The following is a 16,037-nucleotide window of genomic DNA, read 5'->3' as shown; positions in this document are numbered from 1 at the left end:
TGAAAAAACAGTGAAATCAACGAGATAAATTCTTGCTATGAAACAGTTTTCTCTTTTGCTTCATCAGCCAATACTCTGTTCTAAAAAAAGAAAAAAGAGTTGTTTTAGCACCAAAAAAGCAGCCTTTATCAAAAAGACTACTTTTGATGAATTGTTATTTAATAACAGGTGCGGGCTTTTTGGCTTTTTTTAGCATCGCATAGCCTATGTTGAGAACAAGCCCAAAAACGGCTAAGAAAATTGCCGTATAGAAGGCTTTTGTATAATCTCCTTGGTTACTTTCTGCGATTGCTGCTGCCACTCTGGGGCCAAAGAATGCCGCCGTAGAATAACCAATAAAGACGATTCCATAGTTGACCCCTTGATTGATCGGTCCGTAATTTTCCATAACGATCGATGGGAAAACCCCCATCACGCCCCCGAAGCACAGTCCTAAACCGATGATCCCGACAGTGAAGATCACAGTTGTTTGACCAAGTGTCAATAAGAATAAGGACAATGCCACCACGCCATAGATAATCATCAACGTATTCGTCCGACCAATTTTATCAGAAACGGTGCCCCAAAGGACACGACCAAAACAGTTGCTCAATGAGTACAAGCTGACATAAAAGGCAGCGGCAGCGGCCGTCAAACCAAACATACTTTGCCCGATCACTGAGGCGTTGGAAGCAATCATCAAACCTGAGAAAGCCCCTACCCCTAACATAACAATAATCAAGTAAAAAGTTGGTGTCTTCAGCATGTCCAACCAATTTAGATTGATTTGAGGACCATTTTTTCCTTGATCCGCTGGTTGCCAACCTGCTGGACGGTAATTTTCTGGTGCTTTACGAATAAATAGACTAGCCACCAAGACGATCACGATATAGGCAATTCCTAAAATCCGAAACGCCGCTAAGACATCTTGTGATTCGATCAAACGATTCGCAATCGGTGCGGCAATAATCGCTGCCCCACCCATACCTGCTGTGATCAAGCCCGAAGCCAGTCCCCGTTTATCCGGGTATAACCGAATCGTATTGCTTAAACAAGCCGAATAGGCAAAGCCTTGCCCTAAACCAGCAAAGACTCCATAAGTCAGGTACAGCATAGCGGGTGAGTTGACCAAACCCGTCAGGAAGAAACCCGCTCCGAACAACACGCCTCCACCAGCGATGACCCATCTAGCGGCTCCTCGGTCTGTCAGCAAACCACCCAAAATCATGGTAATCGGGCCAACTGCGGCATTGATGGTAAAGGCTAGCATGATTTCTTCCATGGACCAACCTTTTAATTGACTAAGAGGTCCTGCAAAAACACTAAAGGCGTAAACAGCGCCCGTACACAGTAACACTGCGGTCGAAGCGATCAGAATCAGCCAGCGATTGATTTTTGTTTCCATTTTTTCTCTCCTTTGTTTTAAGCATGTTACTTTATTCACATGTTTTTTCAAAAGCTAGCGCGCGTGACGAGTCACAACGCGCAAGGCTTTTTATTCGAGATGTTCTGCGACTGCTGTCTTTCCAGCAATCCGGCCAAAAGTGAAGATGTCTGTCAACGAATTGCCGCCTAAGCGATTGCCGGCATGGATCCCCCCAGCAACTTCTCCTGCTGCATACAGTCCTTCAATGATTTGATTTTCCTTCGTCAACACATGGGTTTGCGGATCGATCTTCAATCCTCCCATCGTGTGGTGAACCGCTGGTTTTCTTGGTGTGGCATAGAAAGGCGCTTTTTCCACTTTCAAGTCGAAAACATCTTTGCCAAACTCTGGGTCTTTCCCAGCATCCACATAGCTGTTGTATTTCGCAACGGTCGCTTCTAAGACGGTTGGATCGACATTGATCTGCTCTGCCAGGCCAGCCAAGGTCTCACTACGGAACAGCGTACCAGCAGCTACTTGCTTATCGATTTTTTCTTGGCTCGTGTTATAAGCGGTTTTCTTGATCTCTTCATCCGCGATCAAATAGAACAATCCGCCATTATCGATCGCCGCTTGGGTCAATACATCGCGGCTTTCGTACTCATTAACAAAGCGCTCACCCTTTTGATTGACCATCACAAAGTTAGCTGGCGGCACTTGCAGCCCACTGAATAAAGCCCCTGTGTTCGGATCAGATACGGGCATCATTTGTGAAAAGCCCATGCCAACAAGGTCCGCGCCAGCACTTTCCCCTAGTTTGATCCCGTCACCAGTGATCGCTGGTGAATTTGACGTTTTGATATCGTCTTCGATCTCTGTCCAATAGGTATTGTATTGTTTCAACATTTTGGTGTTCGCTCCGAACCCGCCGGAAGCCAAAATCACTGCTTTGGCATGGATTGTGATTTTTTGACCGTTACGGCCTTCCCCGATAATTCCAGTAACCTTACCATCTTCGATCAATAATTCTTTGACAGGCGTATCGGTTAAGATCGTTCCGCCATGTTCTTTCACGAATTGATGCAAAGCCGATACAAAGGCATACCCTTCGTTTTTGACTGGTTTATGCCCACGGCGCCATTTCGCTCCTACTGGCATATCGACATTGTTCATATCAAATTCTACGCCGATTTCTTCTAACCATTTCACTGAGGCCAATGCTTGATCCGTCAAGATTTTCACTAGCTCGTACTTCCCATAGATCGGTTGCCCATTCAAATCTTTGCGTTTTCCGCCTAGATAAGTTTGGATTCGATGCCACAAAGCAGAATCAAACAAGTATTCTTTTTCTGGCGTCGTTTCTGAAAGATACGCAGTGATTTGTGCCTTCAAAGCTTTGAAGTCTGGCAAGTATTCTGCATCGATGTCTTGTTCATCGATCGTCAGCACTTCTTCTAAAGCACTGCGTTCGCCAGGCAATGCGGAGAAGCCGTTTTGCCATTTTGGATCCGCAGCATTCATCGGTCCGCCAGTACGTACGGTATTGCCGCCGATCGCTGGGAATTTTTCTACTAAGATCACGTCTTTATTGGCTTGCAGCACACTGGCAGCTGCACTCAGACCTGCGCCGCCGCCACCTACGACAACGACGTCGGTAGTATACGTTTCATCTTCTGTTTGCAAAGCACTGGCGGCTTTTGGACGTTTGCGCAAGACATCTGGGTTCGCACCAGCCATTTTCACGGCTTTTGCTACCCCATCGACGACACCGTTACTAGTAACCGAAGCACCAGAGATCGCATCGACATTTAAGGTTTGCCCTTCAATGATCTCTTGAGGGATCCGTACGAAAACGACATCAGCGATCCCTTCTGATTCACCAGACGTATCGATATCGATGGCTTCGATCCGTTCTTCGCTCAATTTGACGACCATTGGTAGATCCCCGTTATGTCCTGGTGCTGTGACGGTGTATTCACCAGGCTCATAAACGACTTCTTCTGGTACGTTCAACAAATTAGCGACTTCCGTAAACCGAACGAACTTGCGGAAACAGCTTTCCAAAAAGTCGATCGTTCGTTGATCTTTTAAATTGCCTTGTTCATCAAAGGCTTGATGCGCACGCCCCAGCAAGAACTCATTTCCTGGCATGACTGTCGCATTGACACCTGGAGCGTCAAGGATTTGGCGCAAATGAAGCTGTGCTCGGGAGGAGCCTTGCACATCGTAGGATGCGCCGACGATCATCACTGGTTTGCCATCAAAGGGATGGAGATTGAAGGAGAGCCATTCCAAGACGCTTTTCAATGCGGAAGGAATCGAATGGTTATGCTCTGGTGTTGCGATAATCACTCCATCGGCTGCTAAAATCTTGCTATTTAACTGTTGGATCACTTCGCTATTGGTTTGATCTTGTGTTTCATTGAACATTGGAACATCTTTGATTTCCAGCAGTTCAATTTCTGCTAGGGCAGCAAATTCTCGCTGCATAAACGCTACTAATTGGCGATTGGTCGATTTTTTGGCGTTCGTTCCGATTAGGCCGACAAATTTCATGACTAGTTCCTCTCTTTCTTATGCTTGTTCCCACGAAAATTTCTTTGCTCGTTCTTTAGCCGTTGAATATTCACTGACCAGACGGTTCGTGATTTCGACGAACAAGACAAATTCATTGAAACAGTCTTCTAGTTCGGCAACTTTTTCGTTATCGATCAAGTTTCCTTGTTCATCGAAGGCTTGCATGGAATGCCCTAACAAAAATTCCGCACTCGGCATGATTCGGGCTTTTACTTCAGGCGCATCTAAGATCTGACGCAAGTGGGCTTGGGCTCTCGATGAACCTAATGCACCAAGAGAAGCACCCGTGATCATCACTGGTTTATCGATCAAAGGCCGCGTCGTATAAGAAAGCCATTCGATCATGCTTTTTAACACCGCTGGGATCGAGTGGTCGTATTCTGGTGTACTGATGATTACCCCATCTGCTGCTTCGATCTTCTCTGACAAGGCTTGGACTGCCGCTGGTGCCGTCCGATCTTCTGGTTCATTAAATGCCGGCAGATCACTGATTTCGCAAAGTTCGATCTCCGCTTGGTCACTAAAATGGCTTTGAATAAATTGCAGTAAGCGACGGTTGGTCGAACGCGTCGAGTTGGTTCCTACGATTCCAATCAATTTCATTATCATCTCTCCTAATTGTGAATAATTTAACATTTAACAAAAAATAAAAAGTTTTTGACCATTGGCTTTGATTTCTTTTTTCAATCGTTTCTCAAGTTGTTTTTTACGACCTACTGAGATGAAAGGCTTCTTCCTAAACAAAAAAATCTTCCCCAAGTACCCATTAAGTGTACGGCTGAATTCTTTATTTGTGAAATATTTATTTAATTATCCATCGATAACAAATTTGTTATAATGAGAAAAATGACTAGGAGGACAACGCGATGGCACTTAAAGATTCCCATCTGATGCTGCAATACCTCGATACCTTGTTAAAGCATAGCAACTACACCAAAGCCGCCAAAGATCTCTACATTTCACAGCCTTACTTGACGCAAACCGTGAAACGAGCCGAGCAAGAGCTAGGGACCCCCATCATCAATCGGCAGCCGGGACATTTTCAACTGACGGAAGCTGGTAAAATCTATTATCAATATCTAGAAACCTTGGAAACAGAATCTGCCAAATTGAAAAGCCGGCTGTCTTGGTATACCGCGACCGAGAAGCGTTCTTTGCGCTTAGGCATCTTGCCAAGCCTTGGTTCTTACCTGCTGCCGCTCTTTTTGCCTGCGTATTATGAACACTATCCCAACGTGCACTTTTTCTTGCGGGAAGACCTGCCGAAGCACAATGAAAAACGCCTGCTGAATGGGCAGCTGGACTTTTTTATCGGACAAAACCCTGAGACGATCGCACCGAATCTAACGGTCCACAGTACCAATCAAGAACGGTATCTAGCGATCATTCCGCCTTGTTCTTCCCTGTATCAACCAGGGAAGCGGTATTTAGCGCCTGATTCATTGGCCGTCAAAGACTTGCTGCAAAGTCCGTTGATTTTGACCACCAGCGGCTCGGCGATTCGGCGCCAAATCGATCAATTGCTGCAAAAATACAAAGTAGAGGCGAGCGTTCTCATAGAAAGCAGCAATATTTATACCGCTGCAGCATTGGCAGAAAACAACCTTGGGATTGCGATCGTACCAGAAAGCGTGCTGCAAGCTGCTACTGCGACCCCTTTTAATCTTTATCCAATACCAGAGGAACTCTTGTCCCTCACCTATTTTATTGCCCACCAAGCCGAACGGGCATTGTCAAACAGCGAAGCCGCCTTGATCGAGACCTTTTTGCACCACGTCTAACTTTCTTTTTTTACAAAAAAAACAAGCAGCGATCACCTATATTCCTAGGTAGTCGCTGCTTGCTTTCATTCTGCTGTTGGCGTTTCGAGCAAACGTGCTAATTCTTGCGGATAGATCAATTCACCTTGTTTGGTAATGACTAATCCAGTGATCCCTTCTAACGGCGCCAGCTCCTGCAAGATGGCTGGTGGCTCTTTGCCGAATAAGCGGGTCGTCCAAATCTCTCCATCAACCGATTTGTCGGATAGAATCGTGACACTGGCAATGGCTGACTCTAATGGATAGCCCGTTTCTCGATCAAAGATATGATGATAGGTCTTGCCCGCTACCTGATAGGTTCGTTCATAGATCCCTGATGTAACGACTGACTGATTGTGTACCTTCAACGCGGCGACAAAATTCCCTCTTGGCAAGAAAGGATTTTGGATCCCGATCCGCCAATAGCCATCAGCATGGCTCGGGGCATCGCCGTAAGTCACCACATTGCCCCCAAGATCGATCAAAGCGGCTGTGACACCGACCTGCTTGAAATACGCCATCAACAAATCAGCAAAATACCCTTTCGCAACGGCCCCTAGATCAAGCTTCATGCCGGCAGCTAACCCAACGGTCTGCAGCGTTTCATCCAAAACGATCTTGGCGGGATCAGTCTTTGGCAGCAGTTCAGCGATTTTCTCAGGCGTTGGTAGATGGGCATCTTGAAACCCGATTCGCCATTCCTGCACTAAAGGACCGATGGCAATATTTAAGTAGCTATCTTTTGGCAAGCTATGGGTTTTCCCTAGTGCGATCAATTCAACCAATTCCGGTGTGGCGGCGATCGCTCCTTGTCCTGCCTGCTGATTGATCTGCATCAACTCAGACGTCGGGTCATTGGCACTAAAACGCTGTTCAAAGGCCACGGCTCTTTTCGCTGCTTCCTCTAAGATCACTTCTGGGGTTTCATGCTGCACCCAAATCGTGATCACCGTTCCCATTCCCTGTAACACTCGTTGACCTTCTGCCATTGTCCTTGCTCCTTTGTCCTCTTCTTTTGGCTATCATAGCAGTTTCTGGGAGAAAAAAGTAGTCTGCGGGATGCCGCCACTGCTTTTTTTGAAAAAAAAACTGCGAGGTCACCCTCGCAGTCTGCTGTCTCTATTGCTCAATGATAAAAGTCGAAGCGGCCTTTCGCCAATACTTCTTTGACCCCACCGGTTTGGTACAAGGAACGGTCCATAATGGCTTTTTTCACCACGGAAGCGGGATAGCCTTTGATGCCCATTTTCCCTACTAAGCCAAAGGCATGGGTATTGCCGATAGACGCCACTGAACCTAATGATTCAAAGTGGAAATCTGTTGGTTTTTCCCCGTTCATTTGACGTAAGATATTTTTACCCGCATGCTGCCCCATCTTCAAAGCGATTTGAGCCGTTGTTGGATACGGGCGATTGGTCGCTGGGTCCATGACTGCTGAAACATCACCGACAACATAGACGTTACTATGATCAGGGTCTGTTAGGTCTTGATTGACCATCACGCGACCACGACGAGCAGAAAAGTCTGATTCAGCCATCACATGGCTGCCGCTGACGCCTGTGGTCCAAACGATGGTTTTGGCTGATAATTCAGCTGTTGCTCCTGTATCGGCATCATCTTGATAGACAACGACACCCGGTTTGATTGATTTGATGGGTTTACCAGTCAGGAAGTTCACGCCCCATTTAACGAGATTTTTGATCCCATAATCCGATAGTTTTTCATCAAACATCGGTAATAAACGAGTCACTGCTTCGACACAATACAGTTTGATGTCTTCTGGCTTGACGCCTGCTGCTTTCGCAAAGGTTTTACGGTTTTCCACCAATGAACCTAGCAATTCGATTCCGGTAAAACCAGCACCGCAGACAACGATTTTTAGGTAGTCAGGATTTTGTGTTTCTTTGTATGCCTTCATTTGTTTCAACAAATGATGATAGATGTTTTCTGCGGAGTCGACATCCACCATTTCCAACGCATGCTCCTCGACACCAGGGATCCCAAATGATTCTGATTCAAAGCCTAACGCCACGATCAAATAATCATACGTGCACGTGGATTGATCTTTAAAAACGATCACTTGCTGGTTACGATCGATCGACGCAACTTCCTTTTGAACAAAGCTCGTCTTTTGGGGACGAACGACATCATTGATGGGATAGCAAATGCGGTCTCTTGGTTGCGTACCAGCCGCAACTTCATGAAGATCGGTTGCCTCATAATGATAATCGTTTTTGTCGATCAATGTGATGTGAAACGCTTCTTTTGCTCCTTGCAGTACGTGCAATGCTCGCAATCCAGCATACCCTGCTCCTAAAATGACAACTTCCTTCATGTTTCCTTACTTCCTTTCTTTGCTGTAAAAATTATAAAATCAAACCAATCGCAAAACACAGCACTTGTACGCATGCTCCGACCGCAAGGATCCGAACGGCACAAATGAAGGTCTCTCTTTTGATTTGTTTTTGCATAAATCGTTTTGTCTGTTGCCAGACAAAGGGCGCCGCGAAAAAGGTCAGAACCAGTGACCAAGGCGCAATGTTGAGGGCAACTGAGGCAATGATCGCAACAAACGCCAAGACGTTCATCGCGATAAATAATTTCAACGCACGGGCTTTACCAAGGTAATGCACCAGCGTATAGCGCTCATTTTTTTCATCCTCTTCCAGATCACAAATGTTGTTTGCCAGCATCAAGTTGGCGATCCATAATGTGTTGGGTAATGAGATCAAGAAAATACTACCAATCGTGGCAACGTTCCATTCAAAGGTTTGATAGGCATTGAGATAGACACAGATCAATGAGATCATAAAGCCCATCGTAAAGCCGGAAAAGAACTCGCCTAAAGGCAAACTAGAAAGCGGCCGTGGACCAGAGGAATAAAAGATCCCGACTAGGTAACAATATAGCCCCATCCAAAAGAGCGGCCAGCCAACCACCATTGCCAAGGCGATCCCCATGGCAGCGGAAAGGATGATCATGGAGACCATCAACCAAAAAACCAATTTGACAGACAACTGTTCCCGCCCAATGATATTGGTTTTTTCTTTGTAATCATGCCCTTCTGTGGCATGATGGTAATCGTTGTAGTTATCTAAAATATCCACCGCCATATTGAAGATCAGCATGGCAATGAAATACAATAAGACATAGCCAAGATGAATCGTTTGATAATTGTACCAGCTGTAGCAGACACCAATAAAAAATGGCAAAATACTGGCGGTTTTTGCTTTAAATTCGACAAGTTCTAAAAATACAGGTAGCGTCACAACTTCACCTCCTTTAGTGAGTGCATTAAACTAGTCAATCACGCCCCTTTACGCTAGAATAAGGGCTGAATGACTGTTAGAAAGGGTTATACTATGTTTGACTTTTGGATCGATTATCCGACGATCGAACAACGATTGAAAACCGTATGTTCCATCATTGAAGAACACGTTACTGTTCGTAACAAAGAGATACAAGATGTTTTGATCGACTTTACTTATTCAGGTGGAAAAATGCTGCGGCCAGCGCTCTTTTTTTTGTTTGCTGACTTAGGCGATCCCCATTATAAAAAAACCGACCAATTAACAAAAATTGCTGCTTCTCTAGAAATTTTACACATGGCCACTTTGATCCATGACGACATTATTGACGATTCGCCGCTGCGGCGCAGTCAAGTCACTGTTCAAGCCAAATACGGCAAGGATATCGCGGTCTACACGGGTGATCTTTTGTTCACCCAATTTTTTGAGCTTTTGATCGAAAGTATGAATGGCTCCCCGTTTTTAAAAACCAACGCACAAGCCATGAAACGACTCCTTTTAGGTGAACTTGATCAAATGCACACTCGCTACAACATCCATGAATCGATTGACGACTATCTGCAAAGCATCAACGGCAAAACCGCTGAACTGTTTTGGCTCGCTTGTCTCGAAGGCGCTCATTTTGGCGGCCTCGACACAGAAAACCAAGAGCGGGCGGGTGAGATCGGTCGCAACATCGGGATCGCCTTTCAAGTATTCGACGATATTCTCGACTACACCTCTGATAGTGGCACCTTGAAAAAACCGATTCTAGAAGATTTGGTACAAGGAGTCTATACCTTACCGCTGCTATTTGCCAAAGAACAGGCACCTGCAGCATTCGCTCCTTATTTGAATAAAAAAGCAGCACTCTCCTTGGCAGAAGCCCAAGAAGTTGCGGATCTTGTCGTCCGTTACGGCGGTGTCGAAAAAGCGCGCGCTTTCGCGGTCACCTACACGCAAAAAGCCTTAGACGACATCGATCTGCTGCCAGAAGCACCTAGCAAGGCCAAAATTCGTTCATTAACTGAACTGCTCTTGCAGCGCAATTACTGAGCCATAGCGCAATGAGAAGAAAAGCGTCCATCACTGATTGATGGACGCTCTTTTTTATCGTCGTCCTTGGTCAATGGCCAATAAGTGTTGAAAATGTTTATTTTCTGCGGCCAATTCGGCAGGTGTTCCGCTCATGGTCAACTGACCATCTTCAATAAAAAGCACACGATCCATCATCGAAATTCCTTGCAAGTGGTGGGTGATCCAAATGATCGTTTTGTTCTCCAGCACTTGGAAAAAGGTTTCAAGTACGCCTTGCTCCGTGATTGGGTCTAAGCCGACGGTTGGCTCATCCAATAAGATGATTGGGGTGTCTTTTAGCAAGATTCGCGCCAATGCCAAACGATGCCGTTCTCCACCAGAAAAACGCAAGCCGGCTTCATCCACCATCGTCGCCAAGCCATTAGGCAAAGCTGCCACCATTTCTTTCAACCCGACTTGCTCCAGTACGCGCCAGACTTCTTCTTCCGAAGCCGACTCATTGCCTAGCCGAATATTATTCAAGACGGTCGTATGGAAAAGATAGGGACTTTGATTGATGACACCGATCAAGTCACTGATTGACTCACTCAATACCGTCACTGGCACGTCATTTAAGGTGATCGCCCCTTGCGTCGGTTGCAGATCGCCTCGCAACAAGGAGGCAAAGGTACTTTTCCCAGAACCGCTGCGGCCAAGGATCGCTAGTTTTTGATGCGCAGGAATCGTTAGATCCAGCCCATGAAGCACTTCTTTGCCTTCAGGATATTGAAAATGCAAGTCCTTGACTGTGATCGACACAAGGCCCGTCACTTCAGGTACTGACGGTTGCTCCATGGAGACCTCTTGGCGATTTTCTTCTGGCAATGCATTGAAGCGATCGATGGAGTCTTTGTAGCGATTGGTTTCTTGAGCAGCTGACGGTAATGGCGCAAATGCATCAACTAAAGGAAAGACACACAGGACAAAGGCAGCGATCCAGTTGGCTGCTCCTCCGTGGTTACCTGGAAAGCGAATGCTGGTCCAAAGCAGCAATGCGACAGCGATCACCCCAAAGATGCTTTGTAAAAGAAAATCACGCCGGCGATCAAAGGACAGCATCTGTTCATCCACCGCCCGCAACTGCGTTTCCAGTTCCTTATGGGCAGCCACGTACTCGCTGCCTCTTTGAGAGAAGACCCAATCAGAAACCCCTAATACATTATCCGTCAGTGTCGTATACAAGTTGTTTTTCATGTGTTTTTGCTTTTCTTGCCGCGCGCCGTTGATAATCACCGACCAAAGAGGCAAGACAAAGACGATGATCCCTAATAGCAGCAGCATGACCAAAGCAAACCACCAAGAAAAATAGCCGAGTCCAATGATCAAGAACGCATACAAGATCCAAGCGATCACAGTAGGAAAGATCGTCCGCAAATACAGGTTTTGAATATGGTTGATATCTTCTGCCAATAAGCCCAAGATATCCCCCGTGCGATGCGCTTGCTTAAAGAAGATCGCATCTTTTTCTACTACGTTATACAATTTCAATCGTAAATTAGAAGTCATGCGCAAGACCCAGCTATGGCTGGTCAACCGTTCCAAATAGCGAAAGACTGGACGGCCGATCCCAAACGCTCGGGTCAGTACGATCGGGATATAAACCAATAAGATGTTTTCCGGGATCGACGCCGAGCGGCTGATCAGGTACCCCGAATTAAACATCAGTGCACCGCCACAGAAAAAGGTCAAGAAGCCTAGGAATAAGGCCAACGCCAAAACGTTTTTGTATTTTGACAAGAAAGGCTTGACCCAGGTATCGGTTTTCAATGAGCGCAATAAGCCGATTTTATTCAAGCTGTTCCCTCCTCATTCCATTGACTAGTTCTGTAAAAGCACCTTGCTTTTGCTGCAGTTGTGTCAAGGTGCCTTGTTCCACGATTCTTCCTTGATCCATCACGATGATTTCATCCATTTCTTCCATCCAGTGCAAGCGATGGGTTGCAAAAAAGACTAACCGGTTTTCCATCAGCGGCAGCATCCGTTCCTTTAAGGCAACTTCAGTTTCAATATCCAAATGTGCCGTTGGTTCATCAAACAAAAGAATCTTTCGTTGCTGATCTAAGAAGGCACGGGCTAAAGCGATCCGTTGGGCTTGTCCACCACTTAGATGCCGTTCCCCTTCTCCTAACATCGTGTCCAACCCTTGCGGCAGCTCTGCCAAAAGCTCAGTCAAGCCTGCCACTTCAATGGCTTTCAGTACGGCTTCTTTGGTAGCTGTCGGCTGATAAAACGCGACATTTTCCTGCAAGGTCAACCGATAGATATAAGGATTTTGCGGAATATAGATCAGCTGTTCTTGCCAGCTTGCTTGGCGAAAGGCCGTGGTTTGGGCTCCTCCAAGAGTGATCTCGCCACTGTCTGGCACGAGAAAGCCACTCAAAGTATTGATCAAGGTAGACTTGCCAGAACCGCTCAGACCGATGATCCCGATCTTTTTGAAGCCAGTCACGTTCAAGTTGATATCCCTCAAAGCTGCTTTTTCCTCGTAGGAAAAAGCCAGCTGATCAATCGTTAACTGGGTGTCTTCCTGCCAACGAGGCACCGTTACTGCCGGTACTTGGGCTTCCGGCTGATGCAAGATCTCCGTCACCGCAGTCATCGCATTTTTCCCGTCTAAGGTTGCATGATAATCACTGGAAAAGTCGCGGATTGGCAAGAAATATTCTGGTGCTAAAATCAAGATAGTTAACGCCGGAAACAGCAAGATCCCTTCATTGATCAGCCGCAAGCCTAGCAAGACTGCCACGACGGCAATCGATAAGGTCGTGAAAAAGTCTAAGGCGAAGGTCGATAAAATACCGACTTTTAATGAAGCCATCGTCGCTTTCCGAAACCGTTCGCTGGAAGCAAAGATACTTTTGCCATATTTTTTACTGACCCCAAACAATTTCAGCGTGTCGATCCCTCGCAAAGAATCGATGAAATGATTGGACAATAATTGAAACGTCCGGTATTGTTTTTCCGCTTTGCTTTGGGCGGCATAGCCCAAGATGATCATAAAAATGATGATCAAGGGGAACACCAACAGCAAGACCAAGCCGGATTCCCAATCCAGATAAAAAACGAGTGCCAAAATGACCCAAGGAATGATCGACATATTCATGATTTTGGCAAGAATCAATTTCAAGTAGTTTTCGACTTGGTTGATCCCTTCCAAGACCATCGTTGTTACATTTCCCGTCCCTTGCTGTTGTGCGATCTGAGGACCGACACGAAACAATTTCTCCAATAATTGATCCCGCAGATCGGCAGCTTGCTGGTAACTGTAATCATCGAGTCTTTTGGAACGGAAATAGATAACGGCTTGCCGGGCGATAAACGAACAAAAGAACAGCAGAATCCAGCCCCACTGTTCCTCTAATGGTCGTCCTTCCCATAAGCCAGTGATGGCACGTGCCAATCCATACGCCTGCCCAATAATGAAGAGCGCCTGCAGGAACGAAAGTCCCGCAAGCAGCCCTAAAAGTTGTTTCATTCCTGGGAGCTTCATGATTTGTTTATCAATCATTTATACCCCTCCAACGCCTCCGTATGACTGATCCGCTTACGGAAGATATAGTAACTCCAAGCCGTATAGGCCAAGACGAAAGGCAAGATCGTCAGTGAAAGATAACTCATGATCTTCAATGTGTAGCGGCTTGAAGACGCATCAGCGATCAACAGGTCATAGCTTGAATCGATCGAACTGATCAAGACTCTTGGGAATAACCCTGTGAAGATCAATGCCACCAAAGCGATCAACGTCAAGCCGCTCGCAATGAAAGCCATCATTTCTTTGCCTTTAAAGACGCCGATATTTGCAATCAGTGTCAGTACAACGATCACAAGCAACAAACCAAGCGTTGTCGCAAAATGATTCTCAAAGAAATCCGTTTGGAAGTAAAGCATCACAGCAAAGACGATTAAGCCTGCATATAGGATGCCATAAAAAATACTTGCATAGTTGCGTGCCCGTGCCCGAATCGGACCTTCCGTTTTCAAAGCGATATAGTTTAATCCGTGCAAGTAGCACAACAAGGTCAACGCGATCCCGCCAACGATTGAAAAGGGATTGACGTAATCCGTAAAGGTTGCGGTCATGTTGCCATCTTCACCCAAAGGCATTCCTTGGATCATGCTGACAAACATCAGACCGAAGAAAAACGGTACGATCGTACTGCCGATCGTCAACGTCCAGTTCCAAATGTTTTTGTGCTCTTTCGGGAAGTTCGCTCGAAACTCAAAGGAGACACCACGAATGATCAACCCAACTAAGATCAACAGCAAAATCAAATAAAACCCGCTGAACAAAGAAGCATACCAGTATGGAAATGAGGCGAACATCGCTCCGCCGGCGGTCAATAGCCACACTTCATTGCCATCCCAGACAGGCCCGATCGTTTTAACGATCTGGTCTTTTTCCTCTTCATTGTGAGCCAATGTCTGCACAGACATCCCCACACCAAAGTCAAACCCTTCTAAGAAGAAGAATCCGGAAAATAAAAGCCCAATCAACGTGAACCATAGTAATTGCAGACCGGTCATCCTTCAAACGCCTCCTTATCAAATGGGTCTTCGTACCCATCTTGGTTGTCTCCTTGGCTGATTTCACCAAAGGCTTCTTTTTCAGGTCCATGATCCATTTCCCGTTTCACAAGATAGACCATTGTTCCGCCTAAGCCAGAGAATAAGAGGAAGTAAACGATATTTGAGATCAAGAGAGAGGTCACGGAAACGTTTGGTGACACACTATCTTCGATCGTAAACAAGCCGTAAACCGTCCATGGGTAACGCCCTAACTCCGTGATCAGCCAACCAGCTGTATTGGCAATAAATGGGGTGAACAAAGTGATTGCCACTACCCAAAGTAACCAGCGTTTTTCAAAGAGCCATGGTTTCTTCTTACGCGTAAAATACAACCCCAGACCAGAAACCAACAGCATCAAGGCACCAAAACCAGCCATGATCCGAAAGCTCCAAAAGAGTGTGTTGACCGGCGGGTAGTAATTACGGTCGCCGTAGGTTTCAATCAATTGCTGATTGACCGTATCCATCCCATCGATTGAGCCGAAGGGTTCATTGAAGGCTAAGATACTCAACATATATGGAATCGAAATACCGAAGACTTGGTGATGTTCCGCTTCATTCGCCCAAGCAACGACAGTCCAAGCCGCAGGACTCCCGGTATCTTCATAAGTTCCTTCCATTGCGGCAAATTTCATTGGTTGTTCTTCAACCAAGTATTTCATTTGTTCATCCCCGGCTAGCAAGACGGTGAATGAACCGAACAATGCCACCGCAAAACCGATCCGCATTGATTTTTTGAAGAAATCGCGGTCAATGTCTTTGTCTTTCTTCAATAGACGAAAGGCTGATAAACCAGCAACAATGATTCCGCCCATCGTGATGGCTGCGGTGATCACGTGTAAAAACTCATACCACACTTGTGGATTTGCCAATAAAGCACCGAAGTCAGTCATTTCTGCCCGGCCATTGTTCAAGGTATACCCCACTGGATGCTGCATAAAACTATTGGCAGCTAAGATCCAAAACGCCGATAGCATCGAACCAAGCGTCACCAACCAGAAAAAGGTGGCGTGCAGCTTCGGACTGACCCGATCCCATGTAAAGATCCACAGTCCTAAGAACGTCGATTCTAAGAAGAACGCCAACAAAGCCTCCAAAGCCAAGGGCGCACCAAAAATATCCCCGACAAAACGAGAATAGTCTGACCAGTTCATCCCAAATTGAAATTCTTGAATGATCCCTGTCACGACCCCGACAGCAAAACTTAATAGAAAAATATTTCCCCAAAACTTCGTCATCCGGCGATATTTTTCATCTTTTTTGATCACATAAAGTGTCTCCATAATTGCAACGACGACACCAGTTCCGATCGAAAACGGTACAAAGAAAAAGTGAAAAATCGTCGTCATCGCAAACTGGATTCGCGCTAGTGTCACAATATCCATC

General features: G+C 46.0%; 12 protein-coding genes. 2 read left to right on the top strand and 10 right to left on the bottom strand.

From position 1 onward, the window contains the following. Positions 1 to 154: 154 nt before the first annotated feature. The 3 genes from ACIPK1_RS08295 to ACIPK1_RS08285 form a co-directional block, all read right to left on the bottom strand. Positions 155 to 1,384: an OFA family MFS transporter gene (locus ACIPK1_RS08295; RefSeq protein WP_086372503.1), complete on the bottom strand. Its 1,230-nt coding sequence runs from the start codon at positions 1,382 to 1,384 to the stop codon at positions 155 to 157. 90 nt (positions 1,385 to 1,474) lie between these two features. Beyond that, the gene (locus tag ACIPK1_RS08290; RefSeq protein WP_086372502.1) at positions 1,475 to 3,901 is read right to left on the bottom strand and encodes a flavocytochrome c; all 2,427 of its coding nucleotides are present in this window, start codon (positions 3,899 to 3,901) and stop codon (positions 1,475 to 1,477) included. An 18-nt stretch (positions 3,902 to 3,919) separates the two neighbouring features. After that, entirely contained in the window at positions 3,920 to 4,525 is a 606-nt protein-coding gene (locus ACIPK1_RS08285; protein WP_008376652.1) for an NADPH-dependent FMN reductase, read from the bottom strand. Between the two features lie 263 nt (positions 4,526 to 4,788). On the opposite strand from ACIPK1_RS08285, the gene ACIPK1_RS08280 reads away from it, so the two are divergent. Further along, positions 4,789 to 5,703 carry a LysR family transcriptional regulator gene (locus tag ACIPK1_RS08280; protein WP_301387427.1) on the top strand — a complete coding sequence of 305 codons (915 nt, stop codon included), beginning with the start codon at positions 4,789 to 4,791 and terminating at the stop codon, positions 5,701 to 5,703. Between the two features lie 65 nt (positions 5,704 to 5,768). Here ACIPK1_RS08280 and ACIPK1_RS08275 read toward each other — a convergent pair whose 3' ends face one another. The 3 genes from ACIPK1_RS08275 to ACIPK1_RS08265 all read right to left on the bottom strand — a co-directional run bounded on the left by ACIPK1_RS08275 (position 5,769) and on the right by ACIPK1_RS08265 (position 8,990). After that, positions 5,769 to 6,710, bottom strand: a complete 942-nt coding sequence (locus tag ACIPK1_RS08275) for an FAD:protein FMN transferase (RefSeq protein WP_301387425.1) — start codon at positions 6,708 to 6,710, stop codon at positions 5,769 to 5,771. Positions 6,711 to 6,847: 137 nt separating this feature from the next. After that, on the bottom strand, positions 6,848 to 8,056 hold the full coding sequence (locus ACIPK1_RS08270; protein WP_005232831.1) for an NAD(P)/FAD-dependent oxidoreductase: 1,209 nt from the start codon (positions 8,054 to 8,056) through the stop codon (positions 6,848 to 6,850). A 31-nt stretch (positions 8,057 to 8,087) separates the two neighbouring features. Beyond that, positions 8,088 to 8,990: a prenyltransferase gene (locus ACIPK1_RS08265; RefSeq protein ID WP_301387423.1), complete on the bottom strand. Its 903-nt coding sequence runs from the start codon at positions 8,988 to 8,990 to the stop codon at positions 8,088 to 8,090. 93 nt (positions 8,991 to 9,083) lie between these two features. Here ACIPK1_RS08265 and ACIPK1_RS08260 point away from each other — a divergent pair, with 93 nt between their 5' ends. Next, entirely contained in the window at positions 9,084 to 10,064 is a 981-nt protein-coding gene (locus tag ACIPK1_RS08260; RefSeq protein WP_400450513.1) for a polyprenyl synthetase family protein, read from the top strand. 54 nt (positions 10,065 to 10,118) lie between these two features. Here the strand turns inward: ACIPK1_RS08260 and cydC are convergent, their stop codons facing one another. From cydC to ACIPK1_RS08240, 4 genes are read right to left on the bottom strand one after another with little or no spacing between them, the layout of a single operon-like run. Beyond that, positions 10,119 to 11,879, bottom strand: coding sequence for a thiol reductant ABC exporter subunit CydC (gene cydC, locus ACIPK1_RS08255; protein WP_301387420.1), 1,761 nt, complete (start codon positions 11,877 to 11,879; stop codon positions 10,119 to 10,121). Then, entirely contained in the window at positions 11,872 to 13,593 is a 1,722-nt protein-coding gene (gene cydD, locus ACIPK1_RS08250) for a thiol reductant ABC exporter subunit CydD (protein WP_400450509.1), read from the bottom strand. The genes cydC and cydD overlap by 8 nt, the downstream gene beginning before the upstream one ends. Beyond that, positions 13,590 to 14,609 carry a cytochrome d ubiquinol oxidase subunit II gene (gene cydB / locus ACIPK1_RS08245; protein WP_005232836.1) on the bottom strand — a complete coding sequence of 340 codons (1,020 nt, stop codon included), beginning with the start codon at positions 14,607 to 14,609 and terminating at the stop codon, positions 13,590 to 13,592. The genes cydD and cydB overlap by 4 nt, the downstream gene beginning before the upstream one ends. Next, positions 14,606 to 16,036, bottom strand: a complete 1,431-nt coding sequence (locus ACIPK1_RS08240) for a cytochrome ubiquinol oxidase subunit I (protein WP_005232838.1) — start codon at positions 16,034 to 16,036, stop codon at positions 14,606 to 14,608. Before ACIPK1_RS08240 ends, cydB begins: the two co-directional genes overlap by 4 nt. Position 16,037: the final 1 nt, after the last annotated feature.

Origin of the sequence: Enterococcus sp. NPDC086594, from assembly GCF_044746145.1 — a bacterium.
Lineage (GTDB): Bacteria > Bacillota > Bacilli > Lactobacillales > Enterococcaceae > Enterococcus_D > Enterococcus_D entomosocium.
This window is presented reverse-complemented; position numbering and strand designations above follow the sequence as displayed.

Excerpts from the sequence above, each read along its gene's own strand:
- ACIPK1_RS08295 (WP_086372503.1), bottom strand. The coding sequence starts at position 1,384 with ATGGAAACAAAAATCAATCGCTGGCTGATTCTGATCGCTTCGACCGCA.
- ACIPK1_RS08270 (WP_005232831.1), bottom strand. The coding sequence starts at position 8,056 with ATGAAGGAAGTTGTCATTTTAGGAGCAGGGTATGCTGGATTGCGAGCA.
- cydD (WP_400450509.1), bottom strand. The coding sequence starts at position 13,593 with ATGATTGATAAACAAATCATGAAGCTCCCAGGAATGAAACAACTTTTA.
- cydB (WP_005232836.1), bottom strand. The coding sequence starts at position 14,609 with ATGACCGGTCTGCAATTACTATGGTTCACGTTGATTGGGCTTTTATTT.
- ACIPK1_RS08240 (WP_005232838.1), bottom strand. The coding sequence starts at position 16,036 with ATGGATATTGTGACACTAGCGCGAATCCAGTTTGCGATGACGACGATT.
- ACIPK1_RS08290 (WP_086372502.1), bottom strand. The coding sequence starts at position 3,901 with ATGAAATTTGTCGGCCTAATCGGAACGAACGCCAAAAAATCGACCAAT.
- ACIPK1_RS08285 (WP_008376652.1), bottom strand. The coding sequence starts at position 4,525 with ATGAAATTGATTGGAATCGTAGGAACCAACTCGACGCGTTCGACCAAC.
- ACIPK1_RS08280 (WP_301387427.1), top strand. The coding sequence starts at position 4,789 with ATGGCACTTAAAGATTCCCATCTGATGCTGCAATACCTCGATACCTTG.
- ACIPK1_RS08260 (WP_400450513.1), top strand. The coding sequence starts at position 9,084 with ATGTTTGACTTTTGGATCGATTATCCGACGATCGAACAACGATTGAAA.
- ACIPK1_RS08275 (WP_301387425.1), bottom strand. The coding sequence starts at position 6,710 with ATGGCAGAAGGTCAACGAGTGTTACAGGGAATGGGAACGGTGATCACG.